This is a genomic window from Arenibacterium halophilum, from assembly GCF_005938225.1.
Lineage (GTDB): Bacteria > Pseudomonadota > Alphaproteobacteria > Rhodobacterales > Rhodobacteraceae > Arenibacterium > Arenibacterium halophilum.
The window spans coordinates 1-25,329 of sequence record NZ_VCPC01000009.1; the positions used below are offsets into that span (position 1 = coordinate 1).

Annotated in this window: 23 protein-coding genes and 1 pseudogene; 12 read left to right on the forward strand and 12 right to left on the reverse strand. The window is 61.8% G+C overall.

The genetic code is table 11. The annotated features are described in order from the left end of the window. From FGK64_RS22675 to FGK64_RS21775, 3 genes and pseudogenes are all read right to left on the reverse strand, one after another. Positions 1–134: pseudogene (locus tag FGK64_RS22675) on the reverse strand (Asp/Glu racemase); the annotation flags it as partial. Between the two features lie 114 nt (positions 135–248). Further along, positions 249–917: a TetR/AcrR family transcriptional regulator gene (locus tag FGK64_RS21770; RefSeq protein ID WP_138865969.1), complete on the reverse strand. Its 669-nt coding sequence runs from the start codon at positions 915–917 to the stop codon at positions 249–251. Positions 918–926: 9 nt separating this feature from the next. After that, complete coding sequence (locus FGK64_RS21775) at positions 927–1,391, reverse strand: MarR family winged helix-turn-helix transcriptional regulator (RefSeq protein ID WP_138865970.1); 465 nt, start codon at positions 1,389–1,391, stop codon at positions 927–929. 283 nt (positions 1,392–1,674) lie between these two features. Between FGK64_RS21775 and FGK64_RS21780 the strand changes: the two genes are divergently transcribed. The 6 genes from FGK64_RS21780 (at position 1,675) to repC (ending at position 10,933) form a co-directional block, all read left to right on the forward strand. After that, positions 1,675–2,205 (forward strand): (2Fe-2S)-binding protein, encoded by a 531-nt coding sequence (locus FGK64_RS21780; protein WP_138865971.1) that lies wholly within the window; start codon positions 1,675–1,677, stop codon positions 2,203–2,205. After that, positions 2,202–5,624, forward strand: coding sequence for a molybdopterin cofactor-binding domain-containing protein (locus tag FGK64_RS21785; RefSeq protein ID WP_138865972.1), 3,423 nt, complete (start codon positions 2,202–2,204; stop codon positions 5,622–5,624). Before FGK64_RS21780 ends, FGK64_RS21785 begins: the two co-directional genes overlap by 4 nt. Before the next feature lie 181 nt (positions 5,625–5,805). Beyond that, positions 5,806–6,948, forward strand: a complete 1,143-nt coding sequence (locus FGK64_RS21790; RefSeq protein ID WP_138865973.1) for an FAD-dependent monooxygenase — start codon at positions 5,806–5,808, stop codon at positions 6,946–6,948. Between the two features lie 453 nt (positions 6,949–7,401). Beyond that, positions 7,402–8,595 (forward strand): plasmid partitioning protein RepA, encoded by a 1,194-nt coding sequence (repA, locus tag FGK64_RS21795; RefSeq protein ID WP_138865974.1) that lies wholly within the window; start codon positions 7,402–7,404, stop codon positions 8,593–8,595. Then, entirely contained in the window at positions 8,579–9,505 is a 927-nt protein-coding gene (locus FGK64_RS21800; RefSeq protein WP_138865975.1) for a ParB/RepB/Spo0J family partition protein, read from the forward strand. Before repA ends, FGK64_RS21800 begins: the two co-directional genes overlap by 17 nt. 216 nt (positions 9,506–9,721) lie before the next feature. Further along, a complete protein-coding gene (repC, locus tag FGK64_RS21805; protein ID WP_138865976.1) occupies positions 9,722–10,933 on the forward strand; it encodes a plasmid replication protein RepC in 1,212 nt (403 codons plus the stop codon). Between the two features lie 747 nt (positions 10,934–11,680). Here the strand turns inward: repC and FGK64_RS21810 are convergent. The 6 genes from FGK64_RS21810 to FGK64_RS21835 form a co-directional block, all read right to left on the reverse strand. Continuing rightward, the gene (locus tag FGK64_RS21810) at positions 11,681–12,109 is read right to left on the reverse strand and encodes an Rrf2 family transcriptional regulator (RefSeq protein ID WP_171054195.1); all 429 of its coding nucleotides are present in this window, start codon (positions 12,107–12,109) and stop codon (positions 11,681–11,683) included. 523 nt (positions 12,110–12,632) lie between these two features. After that, a complete protein-coding gene (locus tag FGK64_RS21815) occupies positions 12,633–13,484 on the reverse strand; it encodes a fumarylacetoacetate hydrolase family protein (protein ID WP_138865978.1) in 852 nt (283 codons plus the stop codon). 35 nt (positions 13,485–13,519) lie between these two features. Then, the gene (locus tag FGK64_RS21820; RefSeq protein ID WP_138865979.1) at positions 13,520–14,845 is read right to left on the reverse strand and encodes a TRAP transporter large permease; all 1,326 of its coding nucleotides are present in this window, start codon (positions 14,843–14,845) and stop codon (positions 13,520–13,522) included. Then, positions 14,845–15,435: a TRAP transporter small permease subunit gene (locus FGK64_RS21825; protein WP_138865980.1), complete on the reverse strand. Its 591-nt coding sequence runs from the start codon at positions 15,433–15,435 to the stop codon at positions 14,845–14,847. The genes FGK64_RS21820 and FGK64_RS21825 overlap by 1 nt, the downstream gene beginning before the upstream one ends. Positions 15,436–15,506: 71 nt before the next feature. After that, positions 15,507–16,529, reverse strand: coding sequence for a TRAP transporter substrate-binding protein (locus tag FGK64_RS21830; protein WP_246057905.1), 1,023 nt, complete (start codon positions 16,527–16,529; stop codon positions 15,507–15,509). Positions 16,530–16,637: 108 nt separating this feature from the next. Then, a complete protein-coding gene (locus FGK64_RS21835) occupies positions 16,638–17,675 on the reverse strand; it encodes a C-terminal binding protein (protein WP_138865981.1) in 1,038 nt (345 codons plus the stop codon). A 191-nt stretch (positions 17,676–17,866) separates the two neighbouring features. On the opposite strand from FGK64_RS21835, the gene FGK64_RS21840 reads away from it, so the two are divergent. Next, positions 17,867–18,562, forward strand: a complete 696-nt coding sequence (locus tag FGK64_RS21840) for a GntR family transcriptional regulator (protein ID WP_138865982.1) — start codon at positions 17,867–17,869, stop codon at positions 18,560–18,562. Between the two features lie 6 nt (positions 18,563–18,568). Here the strand turns inward: FGK64_RS21840 and FGK64_RS21845 are convergent, their stop codons facing one another. After that, positions 18,569–18,829, reverse strand: coding sequence for a hypothetical protein (locus FGK64_RS21845; RefSeq protein ID WP_138865983.1), 261 nt, complete (start codon positions 18,827–18,829; stop codon positions 18,569–18,571). Positions 18,830–19,156: 327 nt separating this feature from the next. On the opposite strand from FGK64_RS21845, the gene FGK64_RS21850 reads away from it, so the two are divergent. Then, positions 19,157–19,735 (forward strand): ABC transporter substrate-binding protein, encoded by a 579-nt coding sequence (locus FGK64_RS21850; protein WP_138865984.1) that lies wholly within the window; start codon positions 19,157–19,159, stop codon positions 19,733–19,735. Positions 19,736–19,782: 47 nt separating this feature from the next. Then, on the forward strand, positions 19,783–20,526 hold the full coding sequence (locus tag FGK64_RS21855) for an enolase-like domain-containing protein (protein ID WP_138865985.1): 744 nt from the start codon (positions 19,783–19,785) through the stop codon (positions 20,524–20,526). A gap of 309 nt (positions 20,527–20,835) precedes the next feature. Here the strand turns inward: FGK64_RS21855 and FGK64_RS21865 are convergent, their stop codons facing one another. Next, entirely contained in the window at positions 20,836–21,540 is a 705-nt protein-coding gene (locus FGK64_RS21865) for a helix-turn-helix transcriptional regulator (protein WP_138865986.1), read from the reverse strand. Between the two features lie 68 nt (positions 21,541–21,608). Here FGK64_RS21865 and FGK64_RS21870 point away from each other — a divergent pair, with 68 nt between their 5' ends. Then, complete coding sequence (locus FGK64_RS21870) at positions 21,609–22,181, forward strand: glutathione S-transferase family protein (protein WP_138865987.1); 573 nt, start codon at positions 21,609–21,611, stop codon at positions 22,179–22,181. 76 nt (positions 22,182–22,257) lie between these two features. On the opposite strand, the gene FGK64_RS22405 is transcribed toward FGK64_RS21870, so the two are convergent. Further along, positions 22,258–22,488 carry a response regulator gene (locus tag FGK64_RS22405; protein WP_210236618.1) on the reverse strand — a complete coding sequence of 77 codons (231 nt, stop codon included), beginning with the start codon at positions 22,486–22,488 and terminating at the stop codon, positions 22,258–22,260. An 80-nt stretch (positions 22,489–22,568) separates the two neighbouring features. On the opposite strand from FGK64_RS22405, the gene FGK64_RS21880 reads away from it, so the two are divergent. Both FGK64_RS21880 and FGK64_RS21885 read left to right on the forward strand, forming a co-directional pair. Further along, the gene (locus tag FGK64_RS21880) at positions 22,569–23,468 is read left to right on the forward strand and encodes an MBL fold metallo-hydrolase (RefSeq protein WP_138865988.1); all 900 of its coding nucleotides are present in this window, start codon (positions 22,569–22,571) and stop codon (positions 23,466–23,468) included. Between the two features lie 160 nt (positions 23,469–23,628). Next, the gene (locus tag FGK64_RS21885) at positions 23,629–25,113 is read left to right on the forward strand and encodes an aldehyde dehydrogenase family protein (protein WP_246057908.1); all 1,485 of its coding nucleotides are present in this window, start codon (positions 23,629–23,631) and stop codon (positions 25,111–25,113) included. The last annotated feature ends 216 nt before the right edge of the window (positions 25,114–25,329 follow it).

Sequence of the window (25,329 nt, forward strand, 5' to 3'; positions counted from 1 at the left end):
ATACGCATCCGCGATGAATGAAACGTGAACCGCTCCGGAAAAACACCCTCACGCGCCCGCAACAACGCAGGTATCTCCGTCTCCATCGTCACATTCGAACTCGGTACAATCTGGCCTATTCGGATCGAGCGCATAACTAAGGGTCCTGTTTGTATACGAATTACTCAGTTGTTTAATTTTTTGTTCGTGTAAAAACAAGTTTAAAAAATACACACTTTATGAAGTATATATTTTACAGATACTTAGCATCAATCTGCGCGCAATCCCGCCGCCAGGAACCGCTCGAGATGATCCAAGAGCGCATCTTTTTCAACCTCGGCAACACGGCCATCGGTGAGGTCGCCGAGTCGACCCAGATCGTTCAGCATGAACAGGTAAGTTCCCACCAGGAACGCCATCCGCAGGCTGACTTCTTCCAGCGTGAGATGCGGCAACGCCACCGCCAGCGCGGCGATATAGCGCTTGGCCGCCGGGTCATAGACCTCGCGACGCAACCGCAGCGCACGCGCTTCGGGTTCCGAGTGCAGTCGCGCCTGAAGACGGACAAAGGCCGCCCCGCCCGGACCCCTTTCCTTCATGTCCCATTGCGGTTGCAGATAGGCGCGCACGATATCCCGCAGGGCCGGCGTGGGGCTTTGCGCCAACAGCGCGTCCAGATTGGCATGACGGGCGATGTCGATGCCTGCGCCCTTGCGGCGGATCACCTGCTCGTACAGGGCACCCTTTGAGCCGTTGTAATAGCCGATCAGCGCCGGGTTCACCCCGGCCCGCGCTGCGATGTCGCGCATGCGGGCACCGTTGTACCCGTGGTCGGCGAATTCCAGTTCGGCCGCATCGAGGATGCGGTCACGCAGATCGGTTCCGTCAGCTTCTTTCGGGCGGCCGGGTTTGCGGCGAGGTTCGGCGGGACGGGCCAATGGGCCGACCTAGCACAACTTGGCGAGCAGGCGCAGGAACGTCTCGCTCTCGCGCCGTGTCAGCGGCGCCAGCGTGGCCTCGGTGATGCCCAGCACCACGGGCAGCGCCTCCTGAATCAGGGCGCGGCCCTTCTCGGTCGAGCGCAGCATGTAGCGGCGCTTGTCCTCGGAATCGCGTTCGGACGTAATGAGACCCTGCGATTGCAGCCGTGATACCACGCCCTTGGTGGTGGCCGCATCCATCGCCACCAGTCGGCCAAGCGCATTCTGCGAAATCGGCCCCGGCACCTGAAACAGGCGAAACAGCATCGAGAACTGCGTCGCGGTCAGCCCGCCGATCATCCGCTCGGAAAAAATGGTCTGGTGCCGCTGATAGGCCTTGCGCAACAGGAACCCGACCTGTTCGTCCAGAACATAATCCGGCGTGTCTGTCGGGGTCTGGTCCGGGGTCTCGTCTTGGCCGCTAAGCGCCATCGGCAGGTCTTCCGCTGTCTTCGGTACGGTTCACCGTTTACATGGCTCCCCCCCGGAGGCAAGCCCGCCGTGCCTTTCGTCGGCGCCTGTCCGGGGCGCCCGCGTTCGCCACGGCGGGATGGCCCGGATTTCGGGCATTTGCGGCCTTATCGACCGCCCGAAGCACGAAGCCTGCGGTCAAGCATTGCGCGCAGCCCTGAAATTTGTTTGTGTACATTCAAAAAGTATATCTGACATGCAGTTTCCGGTCCGGGCATACTGTAGGGAAAAGGACGCTTCGCAGATGACGGACGTGACGACATCGCTGCACCTGACGGTTAATGGTGCGCTCCGCCGGCTGGACGTGGATCCGCATCGCACGCTGCTGGATATCCTGCGCGCCGAGCTGGGCCTGAAGGGGCCGAAGTATGGATGCGGCATGGCGCAATGCGGGGCCTGCACGGTTCTGGTGGATGGCGCCCCCGCGCGGGCCTGCGTGATGCGGGCTGGCAAGGTTGGTGCGCGCGAGGTCACAACGCTCGAAGGGCTGGCCGATGCCGAAACTGGCGCCCTGCACCCGGTTCAGGCCGCGTTTGTCGCCGAAGAAGGCGCGCAATGCGGTTATTGCCTGAACGGTTTGGTGATGAGCGCCGTCGCGTTGCTGCGACAGGATCCGAATCCTGATGAGAGCCTAATCCGCGCCGCGCTGGCGCATAACCTGTGCCGTTGTGGCACCCACAAGGAAATCGTCGCCTCGGTCCTGCACGCGGCGCGGGCGATGGCGGCAGAGGCGTCTGGGCAGGCCGCCACAGAGACAGGGGCAATGTCCGAATGACCGATCTTTCCGAGGGCAGCCTTTCGATCCATCGCGATACCGAAACCGGGCGCGATACCTTTGTGACCTTCGACAGCGCGGGCGTGGTGACCGCCTTCAACGGGCACGTCGACCTTGGCACAGGCATTCAGACGGCGTTGGCGCAGATCGTCGCGGAAGAGATTGATCTGCCGCTGGAGCGGGTACAGGTGATCCTGGGCGACACCGCGCGCACCCCCGATCAGGGGCCGACCATCGCGTCGGAAACCATTCAGATCGCGGCGGTTCCCCTGCGCGCCGCCGCCGCACAGCTGCGCCAAGAGCTGATGCGGCGCGGCGCCCGGCGTCTGAACGCGCCGGAAACCGGAGTCGAATTGCGCGACGGCGTGATCCACTGGAAAGACACCTCGGTCCGGCTCGAAGCGCTGCTGGAAGGGCGCGCCGAGTCGCTGCCGCTGGAACTGTCGACTCCGGTGAAGGCGCCCTCTGATTACCGGATCGTCGGGCATAAGACCGCGCGGCAGGATTTGCCCGCCAAGGTCACCGGCACACACACCTATATTCACGATGTCGACGTGGCCGGGATGGTGCATGGCCACGTGATCCGCCCGCCCTATAGCGGGCGCGACAGCGGCCCGTTCATCGGTACCAGCCTGATCGGCTGGGACGAAACGGCAGTGCGCGACATGCCCGGCTTTATCGCCGTGGTCCGCGACGGCGATTTTCTGGGCGTCGTGGCAACCCGCGCCGATCAGGCGCAGGCCATCGCCGACGCCCTGCCGGTGCAGTGGCGCCAGCCCCCGGAACAGGTTGACCTGCGCGATCTGCGCCATGCGATCCGCAACCAGCCCGCAACGCCGCGCGCGCTGGATCGCAGCGGCGATTTCGACGCGGGGCTGGCCGACTCGGATGTCAGCCTGTCGCGCACCTATGTCTGGCCCTATCACCTGCATGGCTCGATCGGGCCATCCTGCGCGGTGGCCGACTGGAACGATGGCGCGCCCATTGTCTGGTCGGGCAGCCAGAACCCGCACATGCTGCGCGGCGACCTTGCAACGTTGACCGGCCTGCCTGCGGATCAAATCGACATTCGCCGCTATCAGGCCGCCGGGTGTTATGGGCGCAACTGCGCCGACGATGTCTGCGGCGATGCGCTGTTGCTGGCCCGCGCCATTGGCCGCCCCGTGCGGGTTCAGCTGACCCGCGCGCAGGAACATCTGTGGGAGCCAAAGGGCGCCGCGCAGTTGATGGACATTACCGGCGGGCTGAAGGACGGGGCGCTGCACGCCTACAGCCTTGATACATGGTATCCGTCGAACCGGGGGCCGAATCTGGCGCTGTTGCTGACCGGCGCGGTGTCACCCGAGCCTCGGCCTTCGGACATGGGCGACCGCACCACCATTCCGCCCTATCGGATCCCGCACAAGCGGATCACCGTCCACGACATGGCGCCGATCGTGCGCGCGGCCTGGATGCGCGGTGTCTCGGCTCTGCCCAACACCTTTGCCCATGAAAGTTTCATCGACGAAATGGCTTATGAGGCGGGCAAGGACCCTGTTGCCTTCCGGCTTGAGCATATCGAGGATGCGCGCGCCGCCGATCTGATCCGGCGCACCGCCGACGCCGCCGGATGGGATGCGCGCGACACGCCGCGCCTGCGCCGCGAGGGGCGGATGGCCTATGGCAGCGGCTTTGCCTATGCCACCTATGTTCACGGCCCCTTCCCCGGCACCGCCGCCGCCGCGGCCGCCTGGGTCTGCGATGTGGCCATCGACATGGAGACCGGCGAAGTCACCATGACCCGCGTCTTTGTTGGCCAGGATCAGGGCCTGGTCATCAACCCCGACGGGGTGCGCCACCAGATTCACGGCAACATCAACCAGACCGCCAGCCGCGTGCTGAAAGAAGAGGTCAGCTTTGACGAGATCACGGTCACGCCGCAAAGCTGGGCGACCTACCCGATCATGACCTTCCCCGAAGTGCCCGAGATCGACACGCTGCTGATCGAGCGCCCGGAGGAGCCTGCGCTGGGGGTCGGCGAAAGCGCGGCGGTGCCGTCGGCGGCGGCCATTGCCAACGCGATCTTTGATGCCACCGGCGTTCGGATGCGCGAAGCGCCCTTTACCCCTGAACGGATGCGCGATGCCCTGGGCATCGCCCCGCGCGAGACCATGCCCCCTGCCCTTCCCGGCCGAACCCCGCCACGCCGCCGAACCCGGCGCAAGCCGCGTGTCCTGGCTATGGCGGCGGCCATCGGCGGCGCGCTGACCGCAGGCGCCGTTGCCCTGCCTATGGCCCGCAGCATCCCGGCCAGCGCCGCCCCCGGTGCCGGCAGCTTTTCCTCGGACCTGCTGGAGCGCGGCGCGCAGGTCTTTGCCACCGGCAACTGCGCCACCTGCCACACCGCCGAGGGGGGTGTGGCCAATGCAGGCGGCCGCCCTATCGAGACGCCCTTTGGCACGATCTATACCACGAACCTGACTCCGGACCGCGACACCGGGCTGGGCGGGTGGAGCTTTACCGCCTTTGACCGCGCGATGCGCAAAGGGATCAGCCGCGATGGGCACAACCTGTACCCGGCCTTCCCCTACACCTCTTTCGCGCGGATGAGCGGCGAAGATATGTATGCGCTTTACGGCTATCTTCAGACCCTGCCGCCTGTACGCGCAGAGGTGCCGACGGCGCAGATGGTGTTCCCCACCAACCTGCGCCCCACGAACGCGGTCTGGAACGCGCTGTTCCATCGACCCGCCGAACTGGCGCCCGACCCGGCCCAATCGGACGATTGGAACCGAGGCCGCTATCTGGTCGAGGGCGCGGGACATTGCAGCGCCTGCCACAGCCCGCGCAACGCGCTTGGCGCCGAGCAGACCGGCGCGGCGGCACTCTCGGGGGCCACGATCAAGGGCTGGTTCGCCCCCGCGCTGGCAGGCAGCGCCGCCGGTGCGCGCGGCTGGGATGCCGACAGCCTCTACAGTTATCTGCGCGACGGGGTGGCGCCCGGCCGGGCCGCCGCCTCGGGGCCGATGGCCGATGTGGTGGCCAGCCTTGCCCCGGTGCCAGATGCGGACATCCGCGCCATGGCCACCTATCTGGCAACGCTGACCGAAGGAACCGAAGTCGCGGCGCCCGAACCGGTTCTGCCCAATGCGCCGGATGCGACGCACCGGCTGTTTGAAAGCGCCTGCGCCACCTGCCACGAACCGGCGATTGCCGGAACGGTGACGGCGGCGCATGTGCCACTGGGGCAGTCCACTGCGGTGCGCGCACCAACCCCCGAAGGGCTGGAAACCGTGATACGCGAGGGGCTGGTTGCCCCGATGACCCACGACCTGCGCGACATGCCCGCCTTTGGAGGCGAGCTGAGCGATACACAGATCGAATCGCTGGGCCGCTACCTGCGCGCCCGATATGCGCCCGACCTGCCGGCATGGGAATAGGCGCCATACGGCCGTCATTTGCACAAAACCCGATCAAACGTGGATGTTTCGCGGCCTGTTTGGGCAGATACGGGTCGGTTGGCGCGAAAAGATGTATGGTGCACCCCGGATTTGGGCTGGACCGGCACCGGAATATTCGTTAGTATACAAACAATAATTCAAGACGCAGAGAGGAACTTACATGCACTCGATCGATCAGGTGGACATCGCCGTTATCGGCGCGGGTCTGGGTGGCGCGGCGGCGATGGCGCTGCTGGACGACGCGGGTTTCTCCGTGCACTGCTTTGAACAGGCGCCGGAATTCACCCGGCTGGGCGCCGGCATTCACATCGGCCCCAACGTGATGAAGGTGTTCCGCAAGATCGGGCTCGAGGATCGTCTGGCCTCGATCGGGTCGCACCCGGATTACTGGTTTTCGCGCGACGGGCTGACCGGCGATTATCTGTCGCGGATCGAACTGGGCGAGTTTGCCAAGAAGGAATACGGCGCGCCCTATATCACGATTCACCGCGGCGACATGCACGCCGAACAGATTGCCGCGCTGCCGCAGGACCGGCTGCATTTTGATTACCGGCTGACCGACATCACCGAACGCGACGATGATGTGCTGCTGAGCTTTGCCAACGGCAAGCAGGTTGCCGCGAAGCTGGTGATCGGCGCAGACGGCATCAATTCCTTGATCCGGGAAAAGCTGCTGGGCGTGGAAAAGCCGCGCTTTTCGGGCTGGATCGGCCATCGTGCGCTGGTCAACATGGACAAGCTGCGCGCCTCGGGGCTGGATTTCGAGCCCTGTGTGAAATGGTGGTGGGAACAGTCGCGCCACATCATGGCCTATGCGACCAAACGCGACGCCTCGGAATATTACTATGTCACCGGCGTCCCGGTGGATGGCTGGGAACACGACACCGGGTTCGTAGATAGCTCGCGCGAAGAGATGGAAGCGATCTTTGGCGGCTCACACCCGGTGGTGAACGCGCTGATCGACGCGACCGAAGAGGTCACCAAATGGCCGTTCTGGAACCGCGATCCGCTGAACCTGTGGAGCCAGGGCCGCCTGTGTATGCTGGGCGATGCCTGCCACCCGATGCGTCCGCATATGGCGCAGGGTGCCTGCATGGCAATCGAAGATGCCGCCGTTCTGGTACGCTGCCTTGAAGAGGTCGGGACCGAAGATTACGCCAGCGCCTTCAAGCTGTATGAAAACACCCGCCGCGAGCGGGCGACCAAGGTCCAGACCATTTCGAACGCCAATACATGGCTGAAGGAACCCGAGGATCCGGCTTGGGTCTATGCCCACGATCCGCTGAGCGTTCAGCTTGGCTAAGCTCCTCCCCGCTTGACGGGCCAACGAACGCAGGCGGCCATTCCTTTGGGATGGCCGCTTTTTCTTGCCGGAAAGCTGACGGATACCCCGCCCGTTTTCCTGCCGCATGCGGTCCGGCCACGCTGGCTGCTGTCTTTCAACCAAATCCCGAACGGCCCGGCATCTGGCGCCGCGTCCTCGATGCCGAACGAGCCAAGTTGGTACGAGACCCGCGGCCTTAGCAACGGGTATCAATCGGGGATATAAGACTCTAAAACGCTTTTAGGGTCTATTCTCCCCTACCCTGTCGATTGAGCCGCCAATGCAGTCATTTGGCGAAAAATCATTCTGGCGGCGCACATTGAGGGGTATATGGAGTCCAGAAAACGCTTGCACGACTCTGGCCTCTCGGGCAATAGTCTCGAAAAATAACGCGCGGTCACATAAAAAACGCGCCCACGGTTCGGGGCAGAGATGAGCGAAGCAGAGCAGGACCTAGACATTGCCATCGGGCGCTACGCAGAGCTTCTTGCGTCGAATCTGCATGCGCAACGGGCGGCACACTTTCCACCTGATGCAAGAAAGGTCATGCGGACGCTGACCAGCGGCGAGGCCGCCGAACTGCTTGGCGTTGACCACACCTATCTGCGCAAGCTGCATCGGGAAGGCAAGATCCTTGATGTGGAAACCACAGCGGGCAGCCACCGCCGCTATACCCTGGATGACATCTGGGAGATCAGGCAAACCCTTGAAAGTAATACGAAAAAGACAGGAACCTATTTGCCGGGCCGCCGTGATGGCGACGTGCTTCAGGTGGTGTCGGTCGTGAACTTCAAAGGTGGGTCTGGTAAAACCACCACCTCGGCCCATTTGGCCCAACGGCTGGCGCTGCGGGGATACCGGGTTCTGGCGATCGACCTCGACCCCCAGGCTTCGCTTTCGGCGCTGCACGGGATCCAACCAGAACTTGATCTGGTTGAAGGCGGAACGCTTTACGATGCGGTGCGCTATGACGATCCGGTTCCAATCACCGATGTGATCCGCAAGACGTATATCCACGGTCTTGATCTGATTCCCGGCAATCTGGAGCTGATGGAATTCGAACACGAAACACCTGCCGCAATCCAACGGGGCGGAGCAAAGGCGTTTTTCGCCCGTGTTAGAGACGCATTGGACGAAGTAGAAGCCGATTACGACGTGGTGGTGATCGACTGCCCCCCGCAGCTTGGCTTCCTGACCATGTCGGCGCTTTCGGCCTCGTCAGGCGTGCTGGTGACGGTTCATCCGCAGATGCTGGACCTGATGTCAATGTCGCAGTTCCTGCGCATGACGGCCGATCTGCTGGGTGTTATCCGCGACGCTGGCGCCAATCTGCAGTTCGACTGGCTGCGCTTTCTTCCAACGCGCTACAAGGTGGGTGATGCTCCGCAAACCGAGGTCATCGCTTTTATCCGTGGGTTGTTCGGACGGTCTGTGCTGACCAATCACATGGTAGAATCCACCGCAATTTCGGATGCAGGGCTGACAAAGCAGACTCTATACGAGGCTGACAAGAAGGATTTCACCCGACAAACCTTTGACCGGGCCATCGAATCGATGAACGCGGTCAACGACGAGATTTCAGATATCATTCAAACCACATGGGGGCGGAATGGCAAGAAAGCCTAAGCTCGGCCTGCCCTTGCAGACCCTTCGCAACGCCCCCGATGCCCTGGAAGGGCGCCGGTTGCGGGGTGGTGTGTTCGAAATCGACCCGATGCAGATCGAAACCGTTGGCCGGTTTGATGACAGACTTGAAGTCGATGTTGATGGGCTGAAAAATTCGATTTCGAAGAACGGCCAGCGCGTGCCGATCCTTGTGCGTCCGCTTGAAAACGACCGCTATGCCCTGATCTACGGTCGGCGGCGGCTGGAAGCCTGTCGCGCGCTGAGTATCAAGGTTCGGGCCATTGTCACCGAAGTTGACGGCGAACAGGCCCTGAAAGATCAGCTGCTTGAAAACCAAGAACGGCGAGACCTGAGTTTTATCGAACGCGCGCTTGTGGCGGCGGCGTTGCTCGACGGCGATCACCTGGATCGGGCCGAACGCAGCAATCGGGGTGTGGCCGAGGTGCTGAATCTGCATGAAGCCGGGGTTTCGCAACTGTTGGGCGTGGTTCGCACCGTGGGTGACGAATTGATTCAGGCCATTGGTGCCGCACCCGGCATCGGACGCCCCAGGTGGGAAGAGTTGAAAAAAGCGATGGCCGATGGCGCAGATCACGACCATTTGCGCACCGTCGCGCTTGCTGCGCGGGACACCGGCACGGGAACACCTGACGAGATATCGGACAGTGCGTTTCTTGCCGTGCTGACCGCTGCAAAGCGCATTGACAGCACGCCTAAGCCCGCCGCCACCGACACCCCTGCCCTTTCGCTTCCAGGCGTTGGCACGGCCACTGTCAGAACCAATCGGAACGGCAGGCAACTGAAACTCGACCTGACGGCCAAAGACCCCGACTTTATCAGCTGGTTCGAGGGCAATGCCCCACAGCTGATCACCGAGCTTCATGAGCGCTGGAAGCGTTCAGAAGACTGAGGAAGAGCAACGCTAGAACAAGGAGGCACGATACAGGCAAAAAAAGAAAAAGGCCCCGAGAAGCAAGCTTCACGAGACCTTTATAAGGTTTCGCACCGGGCATAGCCCGCTACAAAATCTCAGTTTTCGCACCTCTGAATGTAGCGTTCTGGCCCCTACCCCGCAAGCGCAAAGCGATTCGCGGGCCGTAGAATTTTTGCCTTCGTGAATATTTTCATGGAGTACACGCCAATATCGCCGTTTATGCGGCCGATTTCGCGCGCCCATTTGCGTGGGCCCGACGCAACAGAGGCATCCCTTTCCGGCAAACCCGTCAACAAGTGGCAGGTGCTTCGGGAATTGTCGAAAGCGCAGGCCGCCTTTGGCGTAACAGAACGTGATCTGACGGTTCTGCAAGGGCTGCTGAGCTTTTATCCTGAAGATGACCTGAGCGCGACCGCCGAGATGATTGTGTTTCCGTCGAACAAGACAATCTGCGAGCGGTTGAACGGCATGCCCTGTTCGACCATGCGGCGGCACATGGCGCGGCTGATCGAGGCAGGTTTGTTGGATCGACGCGACAGCCCCAATGGCAAACGGTACGTGCGCAGACACGGGTCGGACCGCGTTGCCTTTGGGTTTGATCTGACGCCCCTGTACCAACGCACAGAAGAAATCGCCCGTACAGCTGAAGCGGTTCGAAGTGCCGAAGAGCGCGTTCGCCGGCTGCGGGAGTGTGTGAGCCTGATGCGGCGCGACGCTGCCGCCTTGGCGGACTTCGGGGCGCAAACCCTGCCACAGAGTGGTTTGTGGGATCAGATGCGCGACATGGCAATTCTTATCGCGAGGGCGCTGCGCCGCAAGCTGAGCCTTGACGATCTGGCCCGGTATCGCACCGACCTTCTGGCCCTTCTGGATGCCGCACGCGACCTGATAGATGGACCTGATACAGCCAATCTGAGCACCAGTGCTGTTCAGATTGAGCAGCACCAACATAATTCAAAAAAAGAATCTATTGATATTGAAACGAAGGTCATCGAAGACAGGCTGCCTGAAAGCAAGCCTACTACCTGCAAGGAGCAGCGTCAGTCACCATCGAACTTCGAAGATCGCTCGCAGGCCCCGAGTTTACCACTCAGCACCGTCATCGCGGGATGCCCAACCCTGCGAACCTTTTATGATGGCGAGATCAGACATTGGCATCAGCTTCATGATGCGGCCTGTCACGTGCGTCCTGCCATGGGGATAAGCCCGATCGCTTGGGAAGACGCGCAGCGCAGCATGGGGCCGGAACAGGCCGCCGTGGTGGTGGTGGCAATGCTCGAACGGTTTGAAAGCATCCGGTCTCCGAACGGCTACTTGCGCTCTCTGGCTTCTAAAGCTGCCGCAGGTGCCTTTTCCTGTGGGCCTATGGTCATGGCGCTAGTTAATGAGAAGAGGGCGGCTTAACAGCTGTTAAGGTCTGCACCCGTTCAGTGCCAGCAAGCCCGATGGCTGACTTAACAGCTGTTAAGTCAGCAGCCTAATTCTAAAAACGTGGTATGTGTCGTGCACGCAATGAAATGGTTTACCGGACCACATCCATAGTCAAGCTGCACTGCAACGAAGCGATTCTGGCGCTGAACGATGCACGACTACGATGCACAAGGTAACGACAAGCCATGATATTCTGCGTTAAATATCACGGGCACATTCGATGCCATAGTTGAGAGTCAGCACCAAAAGATACGCCTTCAAGAATACTCCAACTTTTGTCATTATTGGACATATCGGCACGCCGAAGAGTAGGGCGGTTTCAGCTAGAGATTTACAGGAAAAGCGCCGTTGACGAACCATGACGTCGCACGACAAACTGATTGATAACGTTCGAGCGTGATCAATGCACACTATCCCAACAAACGATACCGGTCACGTCGGAATATGCAAAAACCCGCGAACCTGTGGTCTTTCGGTCGAAGCCCACGCCACAGAGTTGATGAGCTACGAACGCCCCGAACCAACCTCGCGCGCGATCATACCAGTTGGCAGGGATTCAATGAAAGATCAGTTTTACGCTCTGTCCGGCAAATGCGGCCGCGCCGGGCACGCAAGGCAAGTTGGACGCGGGCAAGACCAAGCTTGTATCAAGGCTGAGGCGGGCAGGGTGCTGACGCCCCTGTGGTTCACATCGTTCGCGCACGCTGGCGCGCTATTCAGTCAATTCTGCATTTCGCTTTCCGTCGCCACCCTCGCGATATCGCGCAGGGTGAGAGCCTGGTACCGGGCAAGCATCTGACCTGCGGCGTCGGCCTCGATCCGAGTGAGAGTGCTGTTCACCGCGCGCTCTACCGCACAGGTTGGGTAGGCATCCGGCACTGAAGATTTTAACAAGCCCGGACGGTCGAGAGCTTCGAACACGTCGGCGACGGAAATGGACTCAAGCGGTCGCACGACCCGCCAGCCTCCGGTTCTTCCCTTGGTTGCTTCGATCAGTCCTTTCTCTCGCAGGCCGGCCAACATGCGCCTCACCACGACCGCATTTGTCGACAACATCGTGGCGATTTCAGCCGAAGACATCACGCGCCCGCGAAACGAGATATGGATCAAGGCATGAAGCACGCGCGCAAATTTGAGGTCCGGTTTCAAAAATTTGGTTCCTTGAATGTACCGCTTACAAGTGCAGTTAGGGACTGTGGCTTATAAGTGTTACATTAAGCGTTACATATTAAAAAGCAACGGCGCGCCCACAGTCGGGGCTTCCCGTTTCAATCACGAGGATTATCCGCGCCATCGCAGGCATGTCAGTGCAGACAGAACGCCGCGGATTCTTCGAAGACAACCGATCCCATTACGATTGGACCAGAAACCGGCGAAACTAAGACGCCGTGATCCTGGGGATGCTGCCGAATGAAGACCGCTGAAAAACTGGCCCCGAAACGTACCCGGCCCGGCCGCGAGGTTACGCGCGGACGGGCCCGACACGTTGGGGCAGGGTGGGCAAGACGGCACTATACCGAACAGTTCAACGCGATAGGTGACGTGCTTGCAGGGGCGAGCGTGGTGCTGGCGCCGCGCGTGTCGCATTGATCTGTGGCTGATCGGCTCTCATCCTCGATCAGACAGTCGATTCAGCCACAGGTCAGGGCGCGCAATTCAAATCGCGCCGTCGCTATGTGGAAGGCTGGCGCACACAGGTTTGCTGTTGAACACCCAGCCCGTCGATTTCCAGCCGCATCACCTGACCGTCTTTCAGGAAGACCTGTGGTTTCATGCCCAACCCGACCCCCGGAGGCGTTCCGGTTGTCACCACATCGCCCGGTTCCAGCGTCATGAATGTGCTGAGATAGGATACCAGGTGGTCAATGCCGAAGATCAGGGTTTGCGTCGATCCGTCTTGCCGGCGTTCGCCATCCACATCCAGCCGCATCCCCAGATCATGCGGATCCGCGATCTCGTCGGCGGTGACCAGCCAAGGGCCCATGGGGGCGAAGGTGTCGTGGCTTTTGCCCTTGGTCCACTGGCCCTGCCTCTCGGCCTGCCACGCGCGTTCGGACACGTCGTTGACGATAGTGTAGCCCGCCACATGCGACAGCGCCTCGGCTTTCGAGACGTTCCTGGCGCGCGTGCCGATGACAAAGGCCAGCTCGATTTCCCAGTCGACCTTCTCGGCCCCGGCAGGCAATTGCACATCGTCGTATGGGCCGGAAATGGCGGTTGTCGCCTTCAGGAACACGATGGGTTCGCTTGGCACGTCCATTCCGGCTTCGGCGGCGTGATCGGAATAATTCAGACCGATCCCGACCAGCTTGCCCACCTTGCCGACACAGGGGCCAAGGCGGGGGGCGCCGTTGACCACGGGCAGCGTGGAGGCGTCCAGCGCGGCCAGCCGGGCCAGGGTTTCGGGGGCGAGTGCGGCACCGTCGATATCGGCCACTTCCGCCGACAGGTCGCGCAGGTCGCCGTTTGTGTCGATCAGTCCCGGCCGTTCCTGACCTGCCTCACCGAAGCGTACGAGTTTCATGATATGTCCTTTGTCTTATGTAGCGAGGCAGGGGCCTAGTAGACCGCGATTTGCGGGAAGGCGACGAGCAGCCCGACGGCCAGCACCTGAAGGCAGATGAACGGGACCAGCGATCGGAAAATCTCGCCCAGCGTGATGTCTGGTGGCGTCACGCTCTTTAGGTAGAAGGCCGCCGGACCGAAGGGTGGTGTGAGGAACGACACCTGCATGTTCATCGCGAACAGAACGCCGAACCAGATCGGATCCAGGCCCAGCTCGCGGATCACCGGCACGAAGATCGGCATGGTCAGCAGCGCGATGCCAACCCAGTCAAGGAACATGCCCAGGACGAAAAGGATAAGCATCATCGTCAGGATGATGGTCGTCGGGTTTTCCGAGACGCCGGTGATCAGCGACGAGATAAAGTCGATCCCGCCCATCAGGTTGTAGACACCGACCAGCGCGCTGGCACCGATGCCGATCCAGACGATCATGCCCACGGTGGTCAGCGTGTGCATCGCGGCATCGACCAGCATCCGAAAGGTGAATTCACGGCGCAGGATGGTGGAGAGTATCACCCCGGCAACCCCAACGGCCGAGGCTTCGGTGACCGAGGCGATGCCGCCATAGATCGACCCAAGCACGAAAACCACGACAAGGATCGGCAGGATCAGCCCGCGCAGCAGCTTCATCTGCTCGGCCATGTCCATCCGTTCGGTCATGGGAGGCGGGGCCACTGTCGGGTCGGTGTAGGACCGGAACAGCACGTAGGCCACATAGAAGGACGCCAGCATGAAGCCTGGCACAAAGGCGGCGGTAAACAGCTCGCCAACCGAGACATTGGCGGTAAGCCCATAGATGATAAGCACGATCGAGGGCGGCACCATGGTGCCCAGCGACCCGCCCGCGCAAACCACGCCGATGGCAAGGCGGCGGTCATAGCCCTGGCGCAGCATCTGCGGCAGCGCAACAAGACCCAAAAGCACGATTTCACCACCGATGATCCCGCTCATCGCGGCAAGGATGACGGCGACAAAGATCGTCTGCACCGCAACCCCACCGCGCACACGGCCCGCGACCAGCTTCATCGCGTCGAACAGGTCGCGCGCAATGCCCGATCGATCAAGGATCGCCGCCATCAGCACGAACATGGGCACCGAGACGAAGACGAAGGACGACACGAAGGAATAGACCCTGCTGGTGATAAGCGGCACAGCCATGGGGCCGAACCAACCGAGTGCGAAGAGAAGGGCGACCAGAAGCGTCACCAGTGCCAGCGGCATTCCCGTCAGCAACAGGAAGACGAGCAAGCCGAACATCACCAGGGTGCCTGCGCCGATGCCAAGGGCCGACAGATCGAGAAGTGAGGAAAGAACATCCATCAGCGCAGCGCCCGTTTATGGCTGCGCGCGGCGCGCAGGTAATTGATGGCAAGGATCAGGAACTGAAGACTCATCGCGATCAGCACCAGAAACAGGAATATCTTGATCAGCGCGGGCGCGGGCGAATTCCACGCCGAGCCGCTGGTTTCAAGAAAAAAGTCGCCCGACGGGCGAAACACCGCCTTTTTCACCGTGCGCCATGCGGCCCATGCGAAGAAGCCGGTCGAGATGGCGCAGGCCAGCGAGATCAGCGCGTTCAGCATTTGCAGCGCCTTGCCCCGGACCAGATCGTACAGCAGCACGACGCGGATATGCGAATTGCGCACGACACAGAGCAATCCGCCGAAGATGAAGGTGACGGCGCTCAGGAAGGTCGAGGTTTCATGCGCCCAGATCGTCGGCGCGCCAAAGAAATACCGGCTGATCACCTCGAAGACGAGGATCGCCATCGCAAGCACGATCCCGATCGCAAAGATTACCGAGGTGCGTTCCAGGAACCGGCCAAACCGGCCTGCTTCGGGCAGGCTGCGTGCCGGGGAGGTCGGCGCATCAGGGAGCGCCGGTATCGGGGTGTCGTCTGGCTGCGCCATGGGGTGTCGTCCGGGTCATGTCGGAAGGGAAGGGCGGGCCATTCGCGGGCCCGCCCACAGTCGTCAGAGCCTTAGTCGAGCAGACCCTGTTCTTTCAGGTAGGTGGTCAGCGTGTCATAGACCTGCTGGGCGTTGTCGGACTGGCTGGCCACGTTTTCCCACTGGCCCATAGCGATGGTGCGGAAACGCGCGCGCTCGGCGGCGGGCCAGTCGTGGACGGTGATGTTGGGATCGGCCTTGGCTTCGGCGACGGCTTCAAGATCCTTGATCGACAGCTGCGAGACCATGTCGTTGGCCAGGTCACGGACCGAGACGGTCATGATTTCCTGCAAGTCCTCGGGCAGCGCGTTCCATTTGTCGAGGTTCATCGACACTTCAACCAGAGGCATCGAGTGGAAGCCGGGGAACACCGGGTTGTTTCCCGCCTTGTGCAGACCCTGCGAATGGTTGGTCGAGAAGACCGTGGAATCCGCCGCGTCGATCACACCCTTGTCGAGCGCGGTGAACACCTCGGCGTAGGGCAGGTTGACGGGCACCGCCCCGGCTGCGGCGAACACCTGCTGGATCAGACCTTCGGGCGCGCGCACTTTCAGCCCCTTCAGATCATCGACGCCCGACAGCGGCCGCTTGGATACGAACCCTTCAAGGCCCGTTGTCGTCGCGCCGACGAAGTGCATGTTATAGGGTTCTTCCAGCTTCGCCATCAGCTCTTGCCCGCCGCCATAGCGGATGAAGCGCAGCATTTCGTCGGGCGACGACCACGCGCCGATCGGGTTGGCGATCAGGCCAAAGGCCGGATCCTTGCCCGAGAAATAGCTGACATCGGTGATGTGCCCGTCAAGAATGCCGGCGCCGACGGCATCCTGGGTTTCGTTGTATTCCACGACCGCGCCCACGGGCAGCAGTTCGATCTTGATGCGCCCGCCGCTCATCACGCCGACGCGTTCTGTCCATTCGTTCTGGATTTGGAAGTTGGGGTTCCCTGCCGGATCGACCGACTGGAACTTGAACGAGAAGTCCTGCGCCTGCGCAGAAATCCCCATCGCCGCGGTCATGACCCCGGCGACGACTGTCATGTTGAACGTATTGGCCATTGTTTCCTCCCTAAAGCCATGTTGGCATGTGCGGCTGGCCGGTTTTCCCTGCGCAACCCGCCCCTGCGCGCCGTGAATGCGCGGGGGTCGTTTCGTTCCCGTGGCGGGTTATTCCGCCGCCGGGACCAATCCCTGTTCCGGTTGGTTCACCAGATTCCGTATCGTGCCGCTGCGCAGGCGCAGCATGGCGGTTTCCACGGCCAGTCTGCGGGCGTCGGCCACGCTCTCGGGGCTGGACCACGCGGCATGGGGCGACAGCAACAGCCGCTCGCCCGTCAGCGGATCGCTTTGCCCGGCATAGGCGCGCGAAATGGCATCTTCGGGGCTGGGCGGTTCGACCGGCAGAACATCCAGCCCCGCGCCCGCGATGACGTTGTTGCGCAGCGCCTCCAGCAGCGCGGGCACATCGACAATGGCGCCGCGCGCGGTGTTGATGACGATGGCACCGGGTTTCATCAGGCGCAGCGTATCGGCGTTGATCATGCCGCGGGTTTCATCGGTCAGCGGGCAATGCAGCGACACGACATCGGCGACCTTCAGCAGTGCTTCGAGCGTTTCGACACGTTGCACGCCCACGGCGATCTCGGTTCCGCGTGACACATGCGGATCGTAGCAGACCACGTTCAGCCCGAACGCCTTGGCCCGCAGCGCGGTGGCGGTACCGATCCGCCCCAGTCCGACGATCCCGAAGGTACGCCCGCGCAGCCGCCCCATCAGCGGCGCGCGCGCGTGATCGAACCCATCTTGAGGCGAGGCCATGAGTTCCTGGTGATAGGTCGACAGCCCGCGCTTGAAGTTCAGCATCATCGCGATGGCATGATCGGCCACTTCGCTGGTGCCATAGTCCGGCGTATTGCACACCGGAATACCGCGGGCTGCGGCGGCCTCCAGATCGATGTGATCAAATCCCACTCCGGCACGCACGATCACCTGGCACCGATCCAGCCGCGCGATGACATCGGCCGTGACAGGCATCTCGTGCCAGACCACCAGCGCATCCGCCCGGCTCCATTCGTCGGCCGGAATCGCGTCGGGTGTCCGCTCGCGATAGATGCTCCAGTGCACATCTGCCCCCGCCGTCTCACGCTCGATCAGCGCGTCGTCGGGATACTGCGCATCCGGGGTCAGAAGACGAAAACTGCTCATGAGATAGGCGCCCTTTTGGAAAAACTAACAATACTAGAATTCTAGTATTTCAAACAGCCTGTCAACCTGATAAAATGGACTTGCGCGGGCGCTGGCTGTAAAACAGCGGCGATCCGGCGGCCCATAAGCGCGGAAAGTTGTGCGACCTTAGGGGGTTACGATTTAGGTTTGACGACTGAAAGGAAACCGACGTGTCGCTGAGCAAAGAAGCCTTTACCCGGATCAGGGACGCGATCGTCTCGGGCGATCTGAAGTTTGGCGAACGCCTTTCGGAAGTGCAGATTGCCGATGCACTCGGGATGAGCAAAGCCCCGGTCCGCACCGCGTTTTTCGAGCTGCGCGACAAACGCCTTGTCACGATCGTTCCGCAGGCGGGTACCTATGTGTTTTCGCCAAGCCGCGAGGACGTGCGAGAGATGAGCACCTTTCGCGCGGTGCTGGAAACCGCCGCGCTGAGGCTGTCCATGCAGGCCGCGGGCGAGGCGGTTCTGGGCACCCTGAACGCGACGATCAGGCGAATGGAAGAGGCGTTGAACACCGCCGAGTGGAAGCAATACGAAGCGGCGGATATGGCGTTTCATCAGGCGTTCATCCGCAACTCGGGCAACAGCTACCTGCCGCAGGCCTATGACCTGACCGCGTCGGGGATCGAGGCGTTGCGTGTCTGCCTGCAAAGCGGTTCGGGTGACTACCGAAAACAATCCTTTGCCGAGCACAAGCAAATCCTTCTGCATCTTGAGGCAGGGCGGCTGGATCAGGCCGCCGCGGCGCTGGAGGCTCATATCATGGTCATCAACGACGCCGATCTTGATCTGCCGTCCAAGGCGATACCTCGCGCCAAGGCGCTAAGCCGTTCGGTCGAAGACTATAAACAGATTTTCGGCTGACCGGCGCTAGCGCGGAATCTCCTGCGCCAAATCCGTCAACCACGATGCCACCCTGTCGGGTGTCACCACCGCCTTGCGGATCAGGTTGTCGAACTGGCGGGTCAAGGTCTGGACCTGCTTTTGGGATTTCAGAACGGCATAACCTTCGCCCAGAAACAGCACGGCGAAGGCCGGGCCAAAGATCGTTCGTGGCGCGCAATAGTCCGGGCGGCCACCATACAGGAACAGGCGGAATCGCGGATACAGGCTGTCGATGAGCTTGGCCATGAAGATCAGCTGCGTGCGCCGGGCGGGGGCGGGCAGGTCGCGCCATCCATTGCCGCCCCCCTTGGATCGGCTGATTTGTTGTGGATTGTAAAGTTTGGGGCGCTGGTTCTATCAAGAGCGAGCCTTTTAACGGTCTGACATTGCTGTGGTATTTTCGAAAATTGCCCAAAAGATGCGAAGTGTGTGAATTGTCCCGCTTGGGCGAAGCCTGCCGTATTTCTGCACAGCGTGGCCAATCTATGCGCGGAAAATCACGCGGGCCTGTTTGAGGCTGCAGGCATTCGGCGCGCACCGCGTGAAAGGAGAAAGCCCAAGTCAGATGCAAAGTTGGCCCAGACGATCCAGCTGTTGGGGAGCCCGGATGCCGCCGGTCAGGTTGGCCGCCGCGAATTTCTGGCCATGGCCAGCACGCTGGGCCTGTCTTCTGCGTCAGCCTATGGGCTTTTGGGGTTCGCGCCGCCGGCTCGGGCGCAAACCGGAACACCGCGCAAGGGCGGGGTGCTGAAGATCGGGCGCACGGTTGTCGACATCACCGACCCGCGCATGTTCGACCTGCCCGAACAGGGCAATGTGGCCGGCATGTTGTGCGAAAATCTGGTGCGCTGGGAGATCGACTTTACCTTCTCGGTGCAGTTGCTTGAGCGCTGGGAGGTGTCGGACGACGCGCGGACCTATACGCTGCACGTCCGCGATGGCGTGCTTTGGTCGAACGGGGATGCGTTTTCCTCGCAGGATGTGGCCCACAACATCCGCCATTGGGCCGACAGCACGGTCGAAGGCAATGCCATGGCCAACCGGCTTGACGCCTTGATAGACCGCGACGCCGGCAAGGTGATGGAAGGCGCGGTCGAGGTGGTCGACATCCGCACCGAGCGGCTCACCTGCGCCAGCCCGACATTTCCCTGATCGCCAGCTTTGCGGATTAATCGGCCAAGGTTGTCCATAGCGATGCAATGGCGTCGGGGTCTCTGCTGTACGATCCGATCGGCACCGGGCCGCGCGGCTCTGTCATTACCCGCGTCACGCCGATTGCCATCGACACGCTCCTGTTTGTCGAGGTGGAAACGCGCGATGGCAACGTCGGCGCGGGCGAGGCAAGCAGCTGGGCGCACCTCGAGGCCACCGAGGCCGCAATCGGCAAGTTCGGCGCGTATCTTGTCGGGCAGTCGGCCTGCGACATCGCGCACAATTGGGAGGTGATGCTGCGGTTCGGCAGCTACAGCGGTTCGGTCATTATGGCGGCCATCCCTGCCATCGACATTGCGCTGTGGGACATCAAGGGCCAGCGCCTTGGCGCCCCGATTGTCGATCTGCTGGGCGGGCGATTCCGCGACCGCGCCCGGGTGTATGGTCAGGCGCGCGGCGCGTCCCGTGGCGAACCTGTCGCGCAATGCATCGCCCTGAAGGCGGCGGGCTTCACTGCCATCGGCCACGTCAATCCCGTCCTCGACGGGGCCGAGACGCAAGAGCAGAACCGCAGCGATTGCCAACGTCTGGACGACGCCGTCGCCACCACCGACCATATTGCCGGTGAGCTGGTGACAGCCACCCCGGTTCAGCAGGATGGCCACGTCAGGCTTGGCGATGCGCCGGGGCTGGGCGCGGCCTTGCGCGATGGCGCGATCCGTCGACAGCCGGTGCGCCCTATCCGTGTCGGCATGAAGCTGCGGGCCGATGGTTCCCCGATGGAGCACTGAGATGCCCAACAATTGCCGGTTCCCACCGTGGCGGGGGAACAGGAAAATGGGCTCGACGGATTTTGCGATCTGATCCTTTCGGGGCGGGGTTCGGTGGTTCAGCCCGACGCAAGGTTGGCGGGCGGGCCGAGTGACTTCCTGTGCATCTCTGCCTTTACCGAAGCGATGGGGGGCGGCGTGTCGAGCCACGGTTACAGGAGTTTTATCTTGATCCCGTCCAGCCGGATTCAGACGGGCATCTGCCGTGTGGCGACACACGGGGGGCGGTTGGGACCTCGACGCACAGGCCGTGTCGCGGTTCAGGCTGGGCTAGGTGCATTCCTTCGATCCCGGGGCAATGCGCCGGGCCGCGTAGCCACGCAGCAGTTCCACCCGGCGCGGCCGAAAACTGGTGCCACCTGGGCGCACCTGTTCGATGCGCACCACGTGAAAAATGCGATAGTCCTGCCGAAGCTGGCAGAAGGCCAGCAGCATCAGTGCATCGGGGCTGTAGGACAGGCCCAGAGGCCAAACCTCTCTTTCCGTCCTGCTCTGCTTAAGGTCGCGGTAGGTCAGCCACAGGCTGGTTTCGTCCCAACAGGCCTGCCGCAGGACATCGATATCAATATGCAAATCGGGGCGAACATCGGAGGGGCGCCAGGATCTCAGGATCGTGTGCATCGCCCTGCGTGCCTGGCCTTGCGGTAGGGTCGCAATGATCCGGGCAAGCGCATCGCGCCCCGCCCGCGCAAGATCGACATCGCCAAGATGGTCGAGGCTGCCGATTCCCAGCATCAGCGCCTCGATCTCCAGCGGCGAAAAGCTTTGCGGCGGCAGCGCCGGATCTTCTGTGAGCGTGTAGCCAAAGCCGCCAGCGCCGTCGATCAGTGCGCCGCCCGCGCGCAACGTGGCAATATCGCGATACAGCTGGCGGCGCGAAATCTCGGTTTCTGCGGCAAGACGTTCGGCGGTCACTGGCGCGGGAAGGCGACGCATTGCATCCAGCAAACGCATCAATCGGTCGGGACGTGCCATCGCTACTGCCTCTTTCTGTCAGTGGTCCGGGCGTAACACGTCCCGGCACAGATCATAAGGAGGCATTCATGGCCACGCTCTATCACTCCCCTCACTCGCGCTCTGATACGATCGTCACGCTGGTGAAGATGCTGAACGCCGATATCGACATTCGCGGAGTCACCATTACCCGTCAGGATGGATCCGGCGCGCCCGACCCCGAAAACCCGCATCCCGAAAAGAAGGTGCCCTATCTCGTCGATGGCGCAGAGGCGGTGCGCGAACGCGGCGCCATCGTGGCCTATCTGACAGATGCCTACCCCGCGGCGAAACTGGGGCCGCTGCCGGGCGAGGCGGGGCGCGGGGCCTATCTGTCGTGGTTGTTCTACTATCAGGGGATCATGGAGCCGCTGCTTATCCTGCACTGGACCGGGTTTGACCATCCGGCGATCACGGCGTCGCTGCGGGATCTGGACACCATGGCCGCCACTCTGGCAAAGCCACTGGGGAGCGGCCCTTGGCTGCTGGGCGATCGTTTCAGCGCGGCAGACATGCTGTGCAGCTCGCCCTTTGCATGGTTCCCCGACCTGTTACCGGACCATGCGACGATTCAGGATTGGGTCAAGCGCTGCGGCGAGCAGACGAGCGGCTTAAAGTCCTGACAGACGGTATCAAGCGAAACCGCTCGGGCGACGACCCGAGCGGCCAACGCAGAGGCGCGTAGCGCGCTCTACTCGGTCACGCGTCAGCTGTTTCCGGCGCGATCAGAGCGGTTTCCAAGGGGTACGTGTCGACGGGTTTGGGGCAGGTCACGGCGCCCGCATAGCGGTGCACGATCTCCGGGTCGTCCATGTGCCCCGGGTGGAAGACCAGATGCACGCCCCTCTCTTTCAGAAGGTCGGCCAGCGGAAAGACCTGCCCGTCGCGCAGGTTCACACCCAGAAGCGCCACATCGGAGCTGAATATCATCGTGAAAACTCTTGGCCCGTCGGAACCCCAAGGGCTTGGCAGAAATTGGTACGTCAGTTGACACCAACTGGAGCGTGCGAATGCCAAGCAAGCAACACTATCTCAGCTCATCCGCAGAAGGCGGACCGAATGTCCACTGTCTCTACGACGTGGCAACCGGGTCCTGGCAATATATCTGCGCCGATTCGGCCACGGGCAAATGCGCCATCATCGACCCGGTCCTGGATTTCGATCCCGCGTCGGCGCGTACATCAACCACAAACGCTGACATGCTGCTGAAGATCGTCGCCGATAAGGGATATGAGGTGCAGTGGATCCTTGACACGCACCCCCACGCCGATCACCTTAGCGCCGGACATTGTCTTGCCACGCGAACCGGCGCGCCCCACGCGATCGGGCAGAAGGTCGCCGACATCGCCCGCCTTTGGCGCGACTATTACAACCTGTCTGACGCCTTTCCGGTCGAACAGGATTTCGGCAAGCTTCTAAAAGATGGCGACAGCATTATGATCGGCGATCTGCAGGTGAACGTCCTGCTGTCGGCCGGTCATACGCTGGGGTCGATAACCTATGTCGCGGGGGATGCGGCCTTTGTCCACGACACGTTGATGCATGTGGATGTGGGCACGGCGCGCGCGGATTTTCCCGGCGGCAGCGCCGGTGCGCTGTGGGATTCGATCCAGACGATCCTTGCCTTGCCCGATCACACCCGGCTGTTCGTTGGGCACGACTACGGCACTGATACGCGGGATGAGGCGGCCTGCGAAGCCACTGTGTCCGAACATCGCGCCAGCAATCCGCACGTCGGGGAGGGGAAATCACGCGATGAATTCGTCAAGCTTCGCGAAGACCGGGACGCCACGCTTGGTCTGCCAGACAGGATGCTTTACGCGCTTCAGGTCAATTTGCGCGGTGGGCGCCTGCCGCCCGAAGAGGCAGACGGTCATGCCTATTTCAAAATTCCCGCGAACAGGTTTTGAATGTGCGCCCAGCCGAAGACCGCCAAGACAATCTGTGCGGGCTATCCGGGCTTTGGCTGCACTGGCATCCCGTTCAGCCCTGTCGGGATGCCCGCTCGGTTCTTGACTCCCATTAGATCTCTAAGATACTTCCAAAACCAACATTTGGGAGGATGAACACGTGCCGGATAACCTGACTGACACTTTCATGTCCGCATTGCCGCAGCATCTGGATATTTATGCCGGTGGCCGCTGGCATAGCCCGGTTGGCGGGGTTTACACCGACACATTGAACCCGGCGACGGGGGGTGTTCTGGCTTCGGTGGCCGAGGCTGGAGCACAGGATGTTGATGTTGCAGTTGCGGCGGCCCGGTCCGGCTTTCTGGAATGGCGCGATGTGAAGCCGTTGGAGCGTGCGCGCATCCTCAAGGAGATCGCGGCACTGCTGCGCCGTCATGGCGATGAACTGGCACTGATCGACGCGGCCAATTGCGGCAACCCCTATACTGAAATGAAAGGCGACGCGGCGATCGCGGCGGCGCAGATGGAGTTTTTCGCCGGGCTGGTGACCGAGATGAAAGGTGACACCATTCCCATGGGCCCGGATCGCCTCAACATGACGGTGCGCGAACCCCTGGGCGTTGTCGCGCGGATCCTTGCGTTCAATCATCCATTCATGTTCTGCGGCGGCAAGATGGCCGCGCCACTGGCCGCGGGAAATGCGGTCATCATCAAGCCGCCGGTTCAGGCGCCGCTGTCGGCGTTGCGGCTGGCTGAACTGGTCGATGGCCTGATGCCGGCGGGCACCTTCAGCGTGCTGCCGGGCGGAACCGAGGCCGGTGCGGCGCTGGCCACGCACCCCGATGTTGCAAAGGTGACGCTGATCGGGTCGGTCGGTGCCGGCAAGGCCGTGATGCGGGGCGCCAGCGAGACACTCAAGCCCGTGTTGCTGGAACTGGGCGGCAAGAACGCGTTGATTGCCTATCCCGACAGCGACCCTGACCGGATCGCGGATGCCATTGTGCGCGGCATGAACTTTGGGTGGTGCGGGCAGTCCTGCGGTTCGACCAGCCGGGCGTTTCTGCACGACGATCTGCACGACGCCGTGCTTGACCGGGTGGCGACCCAGGTGGCGCGCTACAAGCCCGGCATTCCGACCGATCCGGCCACCACCATGGGCGCACTCGTCGGACGCGACCATTTCAACAAGGTGATGGGCTATATCGAGTCTGCCAAACGCGAAGGCGCGCGGACTGTCACCGGCGGACACGCGGTAACCGAGGGTGATCTGGCAGATGGCTGTTTTATCACGCCCACGATTTTTGCAGATGTGACGCCCGAGATGACGATCGCGCGCGAAGAGATCTTCGGACCCGTTCTCGCAGTGCGGCGCTGGTCCGACGAAGCCGCCATGATGGACGAGGTCAACGGCTTGCCCTTTGGCCTTACATGTTCGATCTGGAGCAAGGATCTGGCGACAGCCCACCGCGCCGCATCCCGCGCCGAGGCCGGATTTGTCTGGATCAACGAGGTCGGGTTGCATTTTCTGGGCGCACCTTTCGGCGGAGTAAAGCAATCCGGGATCGGCCGCGAGGAAGGCATTGGCGAACTGATGTCTTTCACTCATGAAAAGAATATTCACGTGAACTTGGCCGGGCAGGGGTAAAAGCATCATTCGGCAAGGCCAGGATCACGGCCGCCGGAGTTGCGGCCAGGGGTTGACGATAAAAACTTAGACAGCTAATTTGTGGTGAACGAACGTCCAGCCCAAGTTGGCCGCCACGAGCGGAACCGGAGGAGATGACAGGATGCTTACGCGCGAAGAGAACGACATGTTGACGCTTGTGTCAGGTGATGCGGCGATGGGAAAGCTGATGCGTCA